General features: G+C 68.2%; 14 protein-coding genes. 6 read left to right on the top strand and 8 right to left on the bottom strand.

What is annotated here, in order from left to right:
* Positions 1-77: 77 nt before the first annotated feature.
* Positions 78-851, top strand: a complete 774-nt coding sequence (locus tag ACIQC9_RS04400; RefSeq protein ID WP_400612807.1) for a polysaccharide biosynthesis/export family protein — start codon at positions 78-80, stop codon at positions 849-851.
* Positions 852-861: 10 nt separating this feature from the next.
* On the opposite strand, the gene ACIQC9_RS04395 is transcribed toward ACIQC9_RS04400, so the two are convergent.
* Positions 862-1,158, bottom strand: a complete 297-nt coding sequence (locus tag ACIQC9_RS04395) for a sel1 repeat family protein (protein ID WP_400612805.1) — start codon at positions 1,156-1,158, stop codon at positions 862-864.
* 303 nt (positions 1,159-1,461) lie between these two features.
* On the opposite strand from ACIQC9_RS04395, the gene ACIQC9_RS04390 reads away from it, so the two are divergent.
* From ACIQC9_RS04390 to ACIQC9_RS04375, 4 genes are all read left to right on the top strand, one after another.
* Positions 1,462-2,439 carry an RcnB family protein gene (locus ACIQC9_RS04390; RefSeq protein WP_400612802.1) on the top strand — a complete coding sequence of 326 codons (978 nt, stop codon included), beginning with the start codon at positions 1,462-1,464 and terminating at the stop codon, positions 2,437-2,439.
* A gap of 106 nt (positions 2,440-2,545) precedes the next feature.
* Positions 2,546-4,762, top strand: a complete 2,217-nt coding sequence (locus ACIQC9_RS04385) for an RNA degradosome polyphosphate kinase (protein WP_400612800.1) — start codon at positions 2,546-2,548, stop codon at positions 4,760-4,762.
* On the top strand, positions 4,762-6,276 hold the full coding sequence (locus ACIQC9_RS04380; RefSeq protein WP_400612798.1) for a Ppx/GppA family phosphatase: 1,515 nt from the start codon (positions 4,762-4,764) through the stop codon (positions 6,274-6,276). The genes ACIQC9_RS04385 and ACIQC9_RS04380 overlap by 1 nt, the downstream gene beginning before the upstream one ends.
* Positions 6,276-6,638 carry a VOC family protein gene (locus ACIQC9_RS04375; RefSeq protein ID WP_400612796.1) on the top strand — a complete coding sequence of 121 codons (363 nt, stop codon included), beginning with the start codon at positions 6,276-6,278 and terminating at the stop codon, positions 6,636-6,638. The genes ACIQC9_RS04380 and ACIQC9_RS04375 overlap by 1 nt, the downstream gene beginning before the upstream one ends.
* Here the strand turns inward: ACIQC9_RS04375 and ACIQC9_RS04370 are convergent.
* Positions 6,635-7,597 carry a M28 family peptidase gene (locus ACIQC9_RS04370; RefSeq protein ID WP_400612794.1) on the bottom strand — a complete coding sequence of 321 codons (963 nt, stop codon included), beginning with the start codon at positions 7,595-7,597 and terminating at the stop codon, positions 6,635-6,637. The genes ACIQC9_RS04375 and ACIQC9_RS04370 overlap by 4 nt on opposite strands.
* A 120-nt stretch (positions 7,598-7,717) precedes the next feature.
* On the opposite strand from ACIQC9_RS04370, the gene ligA reads away from it, so the two are divergent.
* A complete protein-coding gene (gene ligA, locus ACIQC9_RS04365) occupies positions 7,718-10,039 on the top strand; it encodes an NAD-dependent DNA ligase LigA (protein ID WP_400612792.1) in 2,322 nt (773 codons plus the stop codon).
* Between the two features lie 139 nt (positions 10,040-10,178).
* Here the strand turns inward: ligA and lpxB are convergent, their stop codons facing one another.
* Genes lpxB through ACIQC9_RS04335 form a run of 6 tightly spaced genes read right to left on the bottom strand, consistent with a single transcriptional unit; the run spans position 10,179 to position 15,038 of the window.
* Positions 10,179-11,345 (bottom strand): lipid-A-disaccharide synthase, encoded by a 1,167-nt coding sequence (lpxB, locus tag ACIQC9_RS04360; RefSeq protein WP_400612790.1) that lies wholly within the window; start codon positions 11,343-11,345, stop codon positions 10,179-10,181.
* Entirely contained in the window at positions 11,342-12,175 is an 834-nt protein-coding gene (locus tag ACIQC9_RS04355) for an LpxI family protein (protein WP_400612788.1), read from the bottom strand. Before ACIQC9_RS04355 ends, lpxB begins: the two co-directional genes overlap by 4 nt.
* A complete protein-coding gene (gene lpxA, locus ACIQC9_RS04350) occupies positions 12,172-12,957 on the bottom strand; it encodes an acyl-ACP--UDP-N-acetylglucosamine O-acyltransferase (RefSeq protein WP_400612786.1) in 786 nt (261 codons plus the stop codon). The genes ACIQC9_RS04355 and lpxA overlap by 4 nt, the downstream gene beginning before the upstream one ends.
* Positions 12,957-13,421, bottom strand: coding sequence for a 3-hydroxyacyl-ACP dehydratase FabZ (fabZ, locus tag ACIQC9_RS04345; protein ID WP_400612784.1), 465 nt, complete (start codon positions 13,419-13,421; stop codon positions 12,957-12,959). Before fabZ ends, lpxA begins: the two co-directional genes overlap by 1 nt.
* Positions 13,418-14,434 carry a UDP-3-O-(3-hydroxymyristoyl)glucosamine N-acyltransferase gene (gene lpxD / locus ACIQC9_RS04340; protein WP_400612783.1) on the bottom strand — a complete coding sequence of 339 codons (1,017 nt, stop codon included), beginning with the start codon at positions 14,432-14,434 and terminating at the stop codon, positions 13,418-13,420. Before lpxD ends, fabZ begins: the two co-directional genes overlap by 4 nt.
* A gap of 7 nt (positions 14,435-14,441) precedes the next feature.
* Positions 14,442-15,038, bottom strand: a complete 597-nt coding sequence (locus ACIQC9_RS04335; protein WP_400612781.1) for an OmpH family outer membrane protein — start codon at positions 15,036-15,038, stop codon at positions 14,442-14,444.
* Positions 15,039-15,072 lie beyond the last annotated feature (34 nt).

The raw sequence follows: 15,072 nt of genomic DNA, 5'->3' as shown, positions 1-15,072 counted from the left end.
GGCGGACCGGCGTTAACCGTCGGTTACCCATAACCGGCCACCTTGGCCTCACCACCGCTTCCGGGAGCGAATCCGACATGTCCGTCGACCGCCGTCTGTTCGTTCTTGGCCTTGGCGCCCTCGTGGGGGGCTGCGGCGGCGGCATGGGGCTGGGCGGCGATGAATACGGCGCACGCATGCCTCGCCCCGGTCAGGCCGGCGGCGGGGAGGGTGGGCGCGTCCAGAACGTCCGCCGCGATTCCTTCCCCGAGCTGGGCTTCGCCAGCTGGGATGATTCCGAACCGGAGTACGTCCTCTATCCGGGCGACGAGATCGAGATCGCCACGCCGACGGCGACGGAACTGACCCGCACGCAGCGCATCGGCCCGGACGGGCGTGTCTCGCTGCCGCTGGTCGGCCAGATCATGGCCGCCGACCGGTCGATCGCCGAACTGGAGTACGACGCGTCACAGGCCTTCGCCAGCCAGCTGCGACGGCCGGTGGTCGAGGTGACGCTGAAGACCGCGGGTCCGATCCGCGTCTGGGTCGGCGGCGAGGTGCGCACGCCGGGTATGCTGGAAATGACCGGGGATCTGGACGCCTATCAGGCGATCATCCAGGTCGGGGACTTCCTGCCGACTGCAAAACAGGACGAGGTCGCCCTGATCCGTCGGGGACGTGGCGGCGTTCGCATGCTGCGGGCGGTCGACCTGCGCCCTCGCCGCGGCGAGGTGGTCGCGCTGAGGCGGAACGACATCCTGTACGTCCCGCGCACGACGCTGGGCGAAGTGGCCAACTATGTGACCCAGATCCGCAACGCCCTGCCGCTCAGCTTCTCATACGCTCTGGGCAACCAGTACCAGAGCTTCTGAGCTGGCCGATTTAGGCGGCGAGCTTCACGACGCCCGCGTCGATCCAGCGGCGCGCCGCCTTCTGGGCCTCGGCGATCTCTTCGCGTTCCATTTCCTGGCTCATTTCGCGGCGATACTCACGCGCCTCGATCGAGCCTTTCATGGCCGCCAGATTGAAGATCATATGGGCCGACACGCGGTCCATCGGGCACCCGCCCTGGCCGCTCGAATACATCATGCCCAGTCTGAACAGATCGTCCCCGCCCATTTCGGCGGTCGGCAGGGGCAGGCCCTGCTCTTCGGTCTGCGCCAGTTCTTGCGCGGTCATAACCAAGTCTCCTGATCGGAGCCATTCTGGCCCCGCCCTCTGACCCGAATGAAATACCCGCGATTTGAAGTTAAAGTTAACAGCGGAGGGCCGAATCCGGCGTTTTCCGTAAAGGTTCAATGAAGAGAGAACCGGTCGTTCAGACCTCTGAAAACCTTCGTCAATCTCCGGGTCACAAACCCTTCCAAGGCGTGACTGAAACGCCCCTCGAAGCCTGACAACCACGTTCAGTCACGGTTCATCGCCAAGGCGCGAAGTTTGCTTCAAGCCGTCCAAAAGGGGCGTGCGGAGACAAGAACGAGAATGAAACGCTCATTGATGGCGGCCGCAGCCCTCGCGGCATTCGTCGTCCCGGCGCTGGCTCCACTGGCCGCCGTCGCACAGGAAGGTCCCTCCCGCGACCGAGCGGATATCCGCTCGGAGCGACGCGCCGCCCGCGAGGAACAGCGCGACACGCCCCCGCCTCCACCGCCGCCCGCCGCCTCGCGCCCGGAACGGCCCCGCGCCGAAACGCCGAGAGCAGAGCGGCCGCAGCGCCCTGACGCTTCGCGCGGCGAAGATCGCGGCGAACGCCCCAACCGGGCCGATCGTCCGGACCGGCCCTCGGGTCAGTCCCGGCCTGATCGTCCCAACCGGCCCGAAGGCGGCTGGAACCGGCCCGATCGTCCCGACGGTCAGGCCCGCCCGGATCGTCCCAACCGTCCCGACCGTCCGCAAAATCCGGATGCGCAAGCGCGCCCGGACAGGCCGAGCCGTCCCGAGGGCGGCTGGAACCGTCCCGATCGCCCCGGCCGCCCCGACCAACCGGGTCGCCCTGACCGTCCCGGTGAAGCCGGACGTCCGGATCGCCCGAACGGAGGCTGGAACCGCCCGGACCGTCCCAATGGCGGCTGGAACCGCGACCGGGATCGCGACAGGCGCGAGTTCCGCCAACGCTTCGACCGCGATCAGTGGCGTCGCGACTGGAACCGCCGGCACGATCGCGGCTGGTGGCGCAACGATCATCGCTGGCGGTCCTACACCGGCCTGCGCATCGGCTTCTATTTCGCGCCGGGCTACGGCTACTATTCCGTGCCGCGCAGCTACTACAACCGGCGCTGGTCGGAGGGCGAGTATCTGCCGTCGATCTTCTGGCGCTACCGGCTGGACGACTGGCGCACCTATGGCCTCGGCTATCCGCCGGAAGGCACGCGCTGGGTGCTGGTCGACAACCAGATCTATCTGATCGACGAGTACGACGGCTACATCATCGACGTGATCTACGACGCCTGGAGCTGGTAGCTCCGGCTGATGAGACTGGAGCGCCGACCGGTTTCGCGACCGGTCGGCGTTTCACTGTCATGTGGACAAGGTTGCAGCCGGGCTCGGGCCGCGTCAGAACCGGGTCATGAGCGACGCGGCGATCACCGACACCACCCGGGGCGAAGACGTCCCCTCCTCCCGCGCCCCCCAGTTGGAGTTGTCCGAGACGCTGATGGCGTCGCCGGACCGGTTCTTCAACCGCGAAATCAGCTGGCTGGCCTTCAACAGCCGGGTGCTGGAGGAAGCCGCCAACCCGAACCATCCGTTGCTGGAGCGGCTGCGCTTTCTCTCGATCTCGGCCAACAACCTCGACGAATTCTTCATGACCCGCGTCGCCGGCCTGAAGGGTCAGGTGCGCGAGCGGGTGCGGGTGGTCTCGCCGGACGGCCTGACGCCCTCCGAGGCGCTGGAGAAGATCAACGTTTCCGCCGGCGCCCTGATGGCCGAACAGCAGCGCCGCTGGCGCAAGCTGCGTCGCGAACTGACCACCGCGGGCATCGAGGTCATCGACGCCGACCGCATCACCAAGACCGAGCGCGACCGGCTGGAGCCGGAGTTCCTGAACCAGCTGTTCGCCGTGCTAACGCCGATGGCGATCGACCCTGCGCACCCCTTCCCCTTCCTGCCCAACCTCGGCTTCTCGCTTGCGCTGAAGCTGCGGCGGATCGCGGACAACCGCACCCTCTACGCACTGGTGCCGGTGCCGACGCAGGTGAAGCGCTTCTGGCCGCTGGCGGTCGACGGTCGTTCCACCCCGGGCCACAAGCGGTTTGTGACACTGGAGAGCTTGCTGGTGCTCTTCATCGACCACCTGTTCCCGGGCTGCGAGATTCTGGAGCGCGGCGTCTTCCGCCTGATCCGGGACTCGGACATCGAGATCGAGGAAGAAGCGGAAGACCTCGTGATGGAGTTCGAGGAAGCGCTGAAACAGCGCCGTCTGGGCTCCGTCGTGCGGATCAAGATCGAGGCGGGCATGCCCGACGATCTGCGCACCTTCATTACCGAGGAGCTTCACGCCGCTCCGCAGGATACGGTGCTGGTCGACGGCATGCTGGGTCTGGCCCAGCTGGCCGAGCTGATCCCCGGCGGCCATCCGGACCTGAAGTTCCCCGGCTACGAGCCCCGCTATCCCGAGCGGGTCCGTGACAACGGCGGCGACATCTTCGCGGCGGTTCGCGAAAAGGACATGCTGATCCACCACCCGTTCGAGAGCTTCGACGTGGTGGTGCAGTTCCTGCGTCAGGCCGCGCGCGATCCCAACGTCATCGCGATCAAGCAGACGCTGTACCGGACCTCAAAGGACAGCCCGATCGTCGCCGCCCTGATCGAGGCGGCCGAGAACGGCAAGAACGTCACCGCACTGGTCGAGATCAAGGCGCGCTTCGACGAGGAGGCGAACCTGAAGTGGGCCCGCGCCATGGAGCGCGCCGGGGTCCACGTCGTCTTCGGCTTCGTGGAGTACAAGACCCACGCCAAGGTCAGCGTCGTGGTCCGCCGCGAGGGCGAGGGGCTGAAGACCTACTGCCACTTCGGCACCGGCAACTATCACCCGGTCACGGCGCGCATCTACACCGACCTCAGCCTGTTCACCTGCGAGCCGTCGCTGGCCCGGGATGCGACGCGGATCTTCAACTACATCACCGGCTACGCTGAGCCCGATGAGCTGGAGGCGCTGGTCGTCTCGCCGCTGAACATGAAGTCCACCTTGATCGACCTTATCGGCAAGGAGATGGCCGCTGCGGCCAAGGGCAAGCCGGCCGCCATCTGGGCCAAGATGAATTCGTTGGTCGATCCGCAGGTGATCGACGCCCTGTACCGCGCCAGTCAGTGGGGCGTGCGGATCGAGCTCGTCGTGCGCGGCATCTGCTGCCTGCGTCCGGGCGTGCAGGGCCTGTCGGAGAACATCAGGGTCAAGTCGATCGTCGGCCGCTTCCTTGAGCACAGCCGCATCATCGCCTTCGCCAACGGCCGCGACCTGCCGCATGACAAGGCCCGGCTGTACATCTCGTCGGCCGACTGGATGGACCGCAACCTGAACCGCCGCGTCGAGCTGATGACCCCCGTGCTGAACGCCACGGTGCACGATCAGGTGCTGGACCAGATTATGGTGGCCAATCTGAAGGACGACATCCAGAGCTGGGTGCTGGAGCCCGACGGAGCGTATCGCCGCGTGACCCCGGCTGACCCCGAGCGCCCGTTCTCGGCCCACCGCTACTTCATGACCAACCCCAGCCTGTCCGGTCGCGGGCGCAAGGTGAAGACACTGCCGGCCCAGCTGAAGTTTGACCGCGGCCGTCGCTGATGCCCGAAGCCCTGCTTTCGGCGATTGCCTCGCCTCGCGAGGTCGCCGCCATCGACATCGGCTCGAACTCGGTTCGATTGGTGCTCTACCGGCTGGAAGGCCGCGCCATCTGGACGGTGTTCAACGAGAAGGTGCTGGCCGGTCTCGGGCGCGATCTCGGCGCGACCGCGCGTCTGTCCGAGGAAGGCGCTGCGCAGGCCCTGACGGCGCTGAAGCGGTTCGCCGCCGTCATCGACGGAGTGCAGCCCGCCCTGACCTTCGTCGCCGCCACGGCCGCCGTGCGCGAGGCCGAAGACGGTCAGGCCTTCTGCGAACGTGTGGCGGCCGAAACCGGGCTGCACATCCGCGTCCTGTCCGGCGAACAGGAAGCCCGCTATGCGGCCCTTGGCGTTCTCGCAGGTATTCCGGACGCCGACGGCGTCTCCGGCGACCTTGGCGGCGCCAGTCTGGAGCTGACCCGCATCCGCGATGGCGTGGTCGGCGACGGAATCACCCTGCCCCTCGGCCCCTTCGCCCTGTCAGATCCCAAGGGGTTCGACGCCGGGCGTCTGCGCGAGGTGATCGCAAAACGGCTGAAGTCCGTTGGCGACTACAAGGCTGACACCTTCTACGCGGTAGGCGGCGCGTGGCGGACGCTGGCGCAGGTCCACATGAACCATGTGCGCTATCCGCTGCACATCGTGCACCAGTATGTTCTGGACGCCGACGCGGCCCGCGACATCGCCCGTCTGGTCGCCCGGTCGTCGCGCGCGTCTCTCGAGGCGTGGCCGGGCGTCTCGAAAAAGCGCGCCGAGACCCTGCCTTATGCTGCGCTGGTGCTTGAGGGTCTGATCGAACGACTGGGCCTGAAGCGGATCGTGCTGTCGGCGTGGGGCGTGCGTGAGGGCCTGCTGTACGAGGCGCTGGACGCCGAAACCGTGACCACCGACCCTCTGTTGGCCGGCTGCACGGCCCTCGGCGCACGTCAGGGGATTTCCGCCACCCTGCCCGGGGCTCTGTTCGGATGGATACAACCGATCCTCGAGGCCCTGCCTGTCGCGTTCGATCGTGACCGGGACAGACGGCTGGCCGACGCCGCATGCAGGCTGGCCGATCTTGGCGCACGGCTGCACCCCGACCACCGGGTCGAACTCGCGTTCGATCAAGTTCTGCGCGCGCCCATCCCCGCCCAGACCCACGCGGAGCGCGCATGGCTGGCCTGCGCCGTCAACGCCCGTTACGGCGGCCCCGGCGCGACCCCCGAGCCCGGAACCATCACGCGTCTTCTGACCGAAGAGCAGCGCCAGTCGGCCCGGGCCTTGGGGCTGGCGATCCGCCTCGCGTGCGACATGTCCGGCCGCTCGCCGCAGCTTCTGGTCAACGCCCGCGCCCGCATCGCCGACGGCGCGCTCGTCTTGACCGCGGCCGAGGGCTATGCGCCCGTGCTGCTGGGCGAACAGACGCGGCGGCGCGGCAAGGCTCTTGCCGAGGCGCTCGGCCTTCGGCTGGATATCGCATCCGACGGAGAACGATGATGGCGGTGACCGGTATCGGCGGCTTCTTCTTCCGCGCAAACGACACCGAGGCCCTCGCGGCCTGGTATCTGGAGCATCTGGGCGTCGGCGCGCCTCCCGGCGTCTTCCTGTGGAATCAGGAGGCCGGGCCGACGGTCTTCGCGCCGTTCAAGGACGACACCGACTATTTCGACGCCGACAAGCGCTGGATGCTGAACCTGCGCGTCGACGACCTCGACAGCCTGCTGGCCTCGCTTCGCGCAGCCGGCGTCGAGATCATCACGAAGGCCGAATGGGACGCCTCGCCCGAAATGGGCCGCTTCGCCCGGATCCACGATCCGGAGGGCAACCCGATCGAGCTGTGGCAACCGCCGGCGACCTAGCGGTCCAGACCCTGATCCAGCGCGCGGAACCCGGCGATCGACAGCTGGGTCGCGCTGATGAAGACCGACGGCGTGATCTTGTCGAAGTCATCCGACGGCCGGTGATAGTCGGGATGGTAGTTCACGCCGAAATACAGGAACGGCACCTGCGCCCGATAGAAGGGCCCGTGATCCGAGGCCTCGACCCAGTTGTCCTCGCCCGTGTCCTGCGGCGTGTCCTTGCCGAAGGCCAGCGACACCGCGCCGTCGGCCGGAATGCCTTCCAGCAGCGGCCGGAAGGTGGGGTTCTGATAGGTGCCCGTGACCCACAGCTTGCCGTCGGTTTCGGCGCGCGCGGTCATATCGAAGTTCAGGTTCATCGCGATCGACGCCAGCGGCACCGGCGGGACCTCGACGAAATGCTTGGCGCCCAGCAGGCCATGCTCCTCGCCGTCGAAGGCGACGAAGATCACGCTGTGCTCCGGGGCCTGACGCCGCAGGTCGTCCGCCAGCGCCAGCATCGTCGACACGCCCGACGCATTGTCGTCCGCGCCGTTGAACACCAGACCGTCATGGACGCCGACGTGGTCGTAGTGGGCGCTGACGACGATGTAGCGGTCCGTCACCCGCGTGCCCGGAACGACGCCCAGAATGTTGATCCCGTTGAAGGTCTTCGGTCCCTGTCGCGTCCGCCCCGTAGCCTCCCACGGCTGCAGCCGGCCAACGCGCGGCGCCTCGACGCCCAGCGCCTCAAAGCGGCCGATGATGTAGTTGCGCGCCATCTCTCCGCCCGGCGAGCCTGTGTCACGGCCTTGCATGTCGTCGGCGGACAGGATGCGGATATCGTCCAGCCACTGCTGGGTGTTGGCGGCCACAACGACGGGCGCGATTGCGGGCGTCTCGGGCGCCGTGGTGGCGCAGGCGGCGGCCATCAGGCTGGCGGCGACGGTCGACAGGGCCAGGATGCGGATCGGACGCATGGAATCTCCTCGGGTCTGGGGACGTCGTAGCAGGCGGAAACGCCGGCGTCAGATTAAGGTGCTGTCACGTGGCCATACTGACTCCGCCACGGCCCGTCCGGGTGCTAGACCAGTCGCCGCATGACCCAGACGCCCGTAGCCGATCTCAGCCTCGCCGACGCCGAAGCCGAACTGGACCGGCTGACCGCCGAACTGGCCCGCCATGACGCCCTCTATCACGCCGAGGATGCACCCGAGATTTCGGACGCCGACTACGACGCCCTGAAGCGCCGGGCGCTGGAGATCGAGGGCCGCTTTCCCGAGCTGACGGGCGAGACCTCGCCATCGCAGGTCGTGGGCGCCGCCGCATCAAGCCAGTTCGCGGAGGTGCGGCACGGCGTGCCCATGCTGTCGCTCGACAACGCATTCTCCCCGGAAGAGGTCACCGACTTCGAGGCGCGCATCCGCCGCTTTCTCAAGCTGCCGGCGGAAGAGCACGTCGCCTTCGTCGCCGAGCCCAAGATCGACGGCCTCAGCGCCAGCCTGCGCTACGAGAAGGGCGTGCTGGTTCAGGGCGCCACGCGCGGCGACGGCAAGACCGGCGAGGACGTCACCGCCAACCTGCGCACGCTTGCTGACATCCCCCGGACGCTTTCGGGCTCCGGTTGGCCCGATGTGATCGAGGTGCGCGGAGAGGTCTACGCCCCCAACGCCGGGTTCGACGCCTTCAACGCCGCCGCCGAGGCGGAGGGCTCACGCACCTACGCCAACCCCCGCAACTTCGCCGCCGGTTCGCTGCGCCAGAAGGACCCGTCCATCACGGCGAAGCGCCCGTTGCGTTTCTTCGCCTACGCATGGGGCGAGACCTCCGCCCCCTTCGCCGACACCCAGGCCCAGGCCCTGAAGGCGCTGGAAAGCTGGGGCTTCACGGTCAACCCGCGCTCGGAAAGGGTCGAGGACGCCGGGGGTCTGATCGGGCTCTACGACGGCCTGCAGGCGGACCGGGCCGGGCTCGGCTATGACATCGACGGCGTCGTCTACAAGGTCGATCGGCTGGACTGGCAGCAACGCCTCGGCTTCGTCTCGCGCACACCGCGTTGGGCCATCGCCCATAAATTCCCGGCCCAGCAGGCCCAGACCGTGCTGGAAGGCATCGACATCCAGGTTGGCCGTACCGGCTCCCTGACCCCCGTCGCCCGCTTGCACCCCGTCACCGTCGGCGGCGTCGTCGTGCGCAACGCCACCCTGCATAACGAGGACGAGATCGCCCGCCGCGACGTCCGCATTGGCGACACCGTCGTCCTTCAGCGCGCCGGTGACGTGATCCCGCAGATCCTTGCCGTCGTGCCGGAGAAACGGCCCGTCAACGCCGTCCCCTACGTCTTCCCGACTCACTGCCCGGTCTGCGGCTCGGAAGCCGTACGGCCCGAGGGCGAGGTGCGTCGGCGTTGCACCGGCGGCCTGATCTGTGACGCTCAGCTAGTTGAGCGGCTGAAGCATTTCGTCGGTCGCCGCGCCTTCGACATCGAGGGGCTGGGCGAGAAGCAGCTGATCGCCTTCCACGAGCGCGGCTGGCTGAAGGAGCCGGCCGATATCTTCCGCCTCGCCCGCGACGAGGGGAAGCTGGCCCTCCTCCGGGCTGAAGACGGCTACGGCGAAACCAGCGTTCGCAATCTGGTCGCCGGCATCGACGCCCGGCGGGTCATCTCGCTGGACCGGCTGATCTTCGCCTTGGGCATCCGCGAGATCGGCGAACAGACCTCGCTGCTGCTGGCCCGTCACTTCGGTTCGTGGTCAGACTTCCACGCTGGTGCGCTGGAGGCCGCGGCCGGCATTCCGTCCACCGACTGGACCCGCCTGACCGAGGGCCATGGCGTCTCCGTTCGTACCCTTTCCGTCCTCGCCGCCGCCCAACCGCCCACTGCCGATCCGTGGCCCGAGGCGCCGATCGACCAGAAGCTGGCCCTCGCCTTCCCCGGTGTCGCGACGCCTGCCCGCCGCGCGCTGGCCGAACTGGCCTCCGACTGGCCCGGCGTCGTTCGTCTTTCGCAGATCGCCCGCTCGGAAGGCCCCTCGCCCCGCCTGTCCGAGATCGCGACCATCGCCGGCGTCGGTCCGGTCGCCGCCCGCGCCATCGCCGAGTTCTTCCATGAGCCGCATAATCGCGAGGTCGTCGACGCCCTCATCGCCGAACTCAGGACGGTCGAGGACGCCGAACGACCCCAGACCGACACCGAAGTCGCCGGCAAGACCGTCGTCTTCACCGGCGCGCTCGAACGCTTCACCCGCGACGAGGCCAAGGCGCGCGCGGAATCGCTGGGCGCCAAGGTGTCGGGCTCGGTGTCGAAGAAGACCGACTATCTGGTCGCCGGCCCCGGCGCCGGCTCAAAGCTGGCCGAGGCGCAGAAGCACGGCGTGAAGGTGCTGACCGAGGACGAGTGGCTGGCCCTGATCGGGGGGTGATCCCACCCTGCCCACACGCCGTCATCCTCGGGCTTGACCCGAGGATCTGACCATCCGCTTGCTCAATGTCGGCGACCCTAGCAGTCGGTTGACCGCCGCCTCTGATCCTCGGGTCAAGCCCGAGGATGACGGCAGAAACTCAGCCGGCCTTGCTGACGATCGTCCGCAGCACCGCGTCCGCAGCCAGTTCAGACGGGTCCGGCCCGCCGCGGCCCATCAGATCCAACGCCTCCGTCTGACGCCGCGCCTGATCGGCCCGGGCTTCGGAATCGTCCAGCAGCCGCCCGACCTCCGCCGCGACCTTGTCCGGCGTCGCATCCGTCTGGATCAGCTCGCGCGCGATCTCCGCGTCGGCGGCGTGGTTGAACAGGGTCGCGTATTTGCCCGTGAAGAACGGCTTCATGATCGCATAGCTGAGCGGCGGAAAGCGGTAGCTGATCACCATCGGCGCGCACGCGAGCGCCAGCTCGGTCGAGACTGTCCCGCTGGTCGCCAGAGCGACGGTGGCGGCCTTCATCGCCGCATACTTGTCGTCCTCGCGCACCACGTGAGCGCGGAACGGCCATGCCGCGACCCGCCCAATCACGTCGTCGGCGACCGTCGCCGCCGCCACCACGGCGATCTCCAGCTCCGGCCGCGCAGCCTTCAGCCGCGCTACGGCAGCCTCATAGACCGGGGTCATCAGCCGGATCTCCGATGGCCGGCTGCCCGGCAGGACCAGCAGCAACGGCGCGTCCGGCGCAATGCCGCGCGCCCGGCGGAAGACGGCGGGATCGGCCCCGGCCATGTTCACATGCAGCGCCTGCGAGCCCACGACGGTTGTCGAAAGGCCCTCGCGCTCGAACCACGGCGCATCGAAAGCATATAGCGCCAGCAAATGGTCCACCGCCCCGGCGAGCGTCTTCGCTCGCCCGGGTCGCGACGCCCACACCTGCGGCCCGACGTACTTGATCAATGGTACGCCCGGCAGTTCCTCGCGCAACGCCTTGGCCACCCGGATCGTGAAGCCCCAGCTGTCGATCAGCACCACGGCGTCCGGCTGCTCCCGCTTCGCCAGCTCCACCGTGTCGGCCACCCGCCGTTTCACCAGCCCGTAGGCCTTCAGCCCCTCGAGCCAGCCGAGGATCGACAGTTCGGCGATGTCGAACGGGCTCTCGACGCCCTCGGCGGCCATGCCGGCGCCGCCCACGCCGACGAATGTGACATCCGCGCCCAGTCGCGCCTTGAGCGCCCGCGCCAACCCCGCGCCCAGCGCATCGCCTGACGCCTCGGCGGCCACAAGCATGATCTCCAGCGGGCGCTTCACCGCGTTTCGCCCCAGACGAACAGGCCCAGCCGGTCCGCCGCCTCGATCAGCGCGGAGCGGTCGATGACGATCAGCTTGCCCGCCATGCCGCCGACGCCCGCCAGACCGGCGGCGGCGGCCATTTCGATGGTGCGCGCGCCCATGACGGGCATGTCCACCCGCAGGTCCTGGATCGGCTTGGGCGCCTTGCCCAGCGCACCCTTGCGTGCGGTTGCGGAGCCGCGCAGATCGCCCGGCAGGCCGGCGACGCGCATCAGCATGGCGTCGGTGCCCTCCTGCGCCTCGACCGCCAGCACCAGACCATCGCAGACGACGGCCCCCTGCCCGATGTCCAGTTCGCCTGACTTTTCGGCGACATGGAGCGCCTTCCTCAGATCGACAAGTTGCTCCTCGGTCGGCCGAATCCGTCCCAGCGGCCCGGCCGGCAGGGTCTCGCCGCCCAGAATGTCATCCGCCCCCTCGACCGCGAACCCCTCGGCCTCGAACAGCGACAGGATTTTGCGCAACAGGGCGTCGTCCCCCTGCGTCGCCGCCTTGATCAAGCCCGGCAGCACCGTCGCGCCCTTGAAGTCGGGCTTGAGCGTCTTGAAGTCAGGCCGGCTGACGGTTCCTGCCAGACAGACTGCCTGACAGCCCGCCTTCTTCATCGCCGACAGTATCTTGCCGATCTCGGCCATGCCGGCGTCGAGGCCCGGGTAGTGAGCCAGATGGGGATCGGCGAAACCGGCCAGCCGGATCACGAACACCGGCCGGCCCTCGGCCTCGCACCGCGCGGCCACTGACAGCGGCAGGGCCCCGCCACCCGCGATCAGGCCCAGCTTGCCGCTCATTGCTCGGGCAAGGCGACCGGGCGCCGGGTGTCCTCGCGGATAAAAGCGATGATCTCCTGAATCTCAGGCAGGTCGGCGTAGGTCTCGGCCGCGCGGTCCAGCCGCTCGGAGAACAGGCCCTCGGCCTCGAACATGTCGCGATAGGCAGCCAGCAGGCGACGCACCGCGTCCTTGCCGTAGCCCTTTCGCTTTAGCCCGATCAGGTTCAGCCCGTGCAGACGCACATGATTGCCCCAGGCCGAGCCGTAGGGGATGACATCCCGCGTCACGGCCGACAGACCGCCCACAATGGCTCCCTGCCCCACCCGTCCGAACTGGTGCACCGCCGCCAGACCGCCGAGGAAGACCCGGTCGCCGACGCGGGCGTGTCCGCCCAGCGTGGCGTTGTTGGCGAAAGTGACGTTGCTGCCGACGACGCAGTCATGGCCAACGTGGGCCCCCGTCATGAACAGGCAGTTCGAGCCGATGGTCGTCAGCTTGCGATCACCCGGCGTGCCCCGATTGAAGGTCGAGTGCTCGCGGATGACGTTGTTCTCGCCGATCTCCAGCGCCACTGACTCGCCCTTGTAGCCGCCATGCTGCGGATCGCCGCCCATGACGCAGAAGGGGTGAATGGTGCTGCCGGCGCCGACCATCGTGTCCTGCTGGATCACCACATGGCTGGCGACGCGAACGCCGTCCGAAAGGGTTACGTTCGGCCCGATGATCGACCACGCGCCGACCTCGACGCCGCCCGCCAGCGTGGCTGAAGGATCGACCTGCGCTGTCGGATGGATGGCCATCAGGTCGCCGGCTGGTCCACGGTCACGACCATGGCCATGAACTCGGCCTCGGCCGCCAGCTTGCCGTCGATGAAGGTCTCGCCGCGGAACTTGTAAGCGTCGCCGCGTGCGCGGGTCACCTTGACCTCCATACGCAGCTGGTCGCCCGGCCGGGCCGGCTTGCGGAAGCGCACGCCGTCGATCGACATGAACATGATGACCTTGTCCGCCACCGCCACATCCATGGTCTTGGACATCAGCAGGGCCCCCGTCTGGGCCATGGCCTCGACGATCAGCACGCCCGGCATGACAGGATCGATCGGGAAGTGGCCGGGGAAGAAGGGCTCGTTGTGGGTGACGTTCTTGATGCCGGTGATCGAGGTGGCGGGCACGAAGTCCTCGGCCTTGTCGATCAGCAGGAAGGGGTACCGGTGGGGCAGCCGCCGCATCACCTCGGCGTAGTCGATCGTCGTGTCGTCAGTCATTCGTCCGTCTTCCCGCTCACCTTCCCCGACGCCTGTTTGGCGAGCCAGATCGCTTCGCGCAAGGACTGTCGGAGGGGTTTCGCGGGATAGCCGGACCAGGTCTCGCCAGGCGGAATGTCCTTCAGCACCCCGGCGCCGCCCGCCACGCGGGCCCCGGCGCCGATGGTGATGTGGTCGCCGACCCCGGCCTGACCGCCGAACATCACGTTGTCGCCGGTCGTCACCGTGCCCGACAGGCCGGTGTGTGCGGCCATCAGATTATTGCGGCCGATAATGCAGTTGTGGCCGATCATGACGAGATTATCGATCTTGGAATTCTCGCCGATGATCGTGTCGTCATAGGCCCCGCGGTCGATGCAGCTGTTGGCGCCGACGGTCACGCCGTCCTGGATTATCACCCGGCCCAGCTGGGGAATGTCGACAGGCCCGGTCTTCGAGCCCGCCGCGCCGAAGCCGGCCTCGCCGATCCGCGCGCCGGAATAGATTTTCACCCGGTCGCCGAGCAGGGCGAAGCCGATGCTGGCGTTCGCGCCGATCTCGCAGTCGCGTCCGATCTGCACGCCGGGCCCGATCACCGTATTGGCGCCGATCCGCGAGCCTCGCCCGATCCGGACGCCCTGCCCCAGCACGACCCCCGGGGCGACAAAGACGCTGTCGTCCTCCGCCGCCTCGGACCGGTCGATCGCAATGTCCAGAGCATGGGCCCGGTGGAAAAGGGCCGAGGCCCGCGCCCACGCCGCCTGCGACTCGCCCGAGGTGATGACAGCAGCCCCTTCCGGAGCGGCCTCGACCGCCGAAGCGGGCACGATCACGCAGCCGGCGTGAGTCGCGGCCAGGGCGGCAGCGAACTTTCGGTCACCCAGAAACGCGACACCGCCGGCGTCGGCGGACGCCAGCGGTGCGACGGCGGAGACCTTGCGGTCCCCGCCCCTTGCGACTTCGCCCCCGATCCGCTCGGCCAGCTCCGCCACCGTCAGCGGCGACAGGCTTTCGAAGAAGCGCGGATCGGGCATGGCGGCCTTACTGCTGTTGTTGCTGGACCGGCACCGGCATGCGGTTGAACGACAGCGTCGGCAGGGCCGCGTTCAGGCGCTGGATGACGGTGTCCGAGATGTCCATCTGCGGGTTGGCGATCAGGACAGCACTGCGCTCCAGCAGGGCGCTGCAACCGCGCTCCTGATAGACGGCGATGATGATCGGCTGGGCGGCCTGACCGATGGTCTGGGTCTGCATCGCTTCGGTGTAGCGCAGCTCGTTCTCGCGGGTCTGCTCGAGCTGCTGGGCTTCCTGAACGCGCGTCTGGAAGGCCTGACGACGGGCGTCGTCGATCGGCTGGCCAGCGGCCTGCGCCTGTTGCAGGGCGGTGGCTTCCGTCTGGATGGTCGTGGCGTACGGGGTCAGTTCGCCGCGCACTTCCTCGCCGAGGCGCTGCATGCCCGAGACTAGGGCCTGACCGGCGGTCGACTGACCCAGCACGCGCTGGGCGTTGTAGATGCAGACGCCGGCCAGCGGCGCGCCGTGGGTGATCTGCTGCTGGGCGGCGGCGGCCGGGGTTTGGGCGGCGGCGGCGCTGGCGAGGGTCGAAAGCGCGAAAGCGCCGAGAGCGATGAGTTTCATGACTTTAGGCCTTTGATCGGGCGGAGCGCCCGTC

The sequence above is a fragment of the Brevundimonas sp. NPDC092305 genome (assembly GCF_044755415.1).
Taxonomy (GTDB): domain Bacteria; phylum Pseudomonadota; class Alphaproteobacteria; order Caulobacterales; family Caulobacteraceae; genus Brevundimonas.
This window is presented reverse-complemented; position numbering and strand designations above follow the sequence as displayed.

Excerpts from the sequence above, each read along its gene's own strand:
- ACIQC9_RS04400 (WP_400612807.1), top strand. The coding sequence starts at position 78 with ATGTCCGTCGACCGCCGTCTGTTCGTTCTTGGCCTTGGCGCCCTCGTG.
- ACIQC9_RS04395 (WP_400612805.1), bottom strand. The coding sequence starts at position 1,158 with ATGACCGCGCAAGAACTGGCGCAGACCGAAGAGCAGGGCCTGCCCCTG.
- ACIQC9_RS04390 (WP_400612802.1), top strand. The coding sequence starts at position 1,462 with ATGAAACGCTCATTGATGGCGGCCGCAGCCCTCGCGGCATTCGTCGTC.
- ACIQC9_RS04385 (WP_400612800.1), top strand. The coding sequence starts at position 2,546 with ATGAGCGACGCGGCGATCACCGACACCACCCGGGGCGAAGACGTCCCC.
- ACIQC9_RS04380 (WP_400612798.1), top strand. The coding sequence starts at position 4,762 with ATGCCCGAAGCCCTGCTTTCGGCGATTGCCTCGCCTCGCGAGGTCGCC.
- ACIQC9_RS04375 (WP_400612796.1), top strand. The coding sequence starts at position 6,276 with ATGGCGGTGACCGGTATCGGCGGCTTCTTCTTCCGCGCAAACGACACC.
- ACIQC9_RS04370 (WP_400612794.1), bottom strand. The coding sequence starts at position 7,597 with ATGCGTCCGATCCGCATCCTGGCCCTGTCGACCGTCGCCGCCAGCCTG.
- ligA (WP_400612792.1), top strand. The coding sequence starts at position 7,718 with ATGACCCAGACGCCCGTAGCCGATCTCAGCCTCGCCGACGCCGAAGCC.
- ACIQC9_RS04355 (WP_400612788.1), bottom strand. The coding sequence starts at position 12,175 with ATGAGCGGCAAGCTGGGCCTGATCGCGGGTGGCGGGGCCCTGCCGCTG.
- lpxA (WP_400612786.1), bottom strand. The coding sequence starts at position 12,957 with ATGGCCATCCATCCGACAGCGCAGGTCGATCCTTCAGCCACGCTGGCG.
- fabZ (WP_400612784.1), bottom strand. The coding sequence starts at position 13,421 with ATGACTGACGACACGACGATCGACTACGCCGAGGTGATGCGGCGGCTG.
- lpxD (WP_400612783.1), bottom strand. The coding sequence starts at position 14,434 with ATGCCCGATCCGCGCTTCTTCGAAAGCCTGTCGCCGCTGACGGTGGCG.
- ACIQC9_RS04335 (WP_400612781.1), bottom strand. The coding sequence starts at position 15,038 with ATGAAACTCATCGCTCTCGGCGCTTTCGCGCTTTCGACCCTCGCCAGC.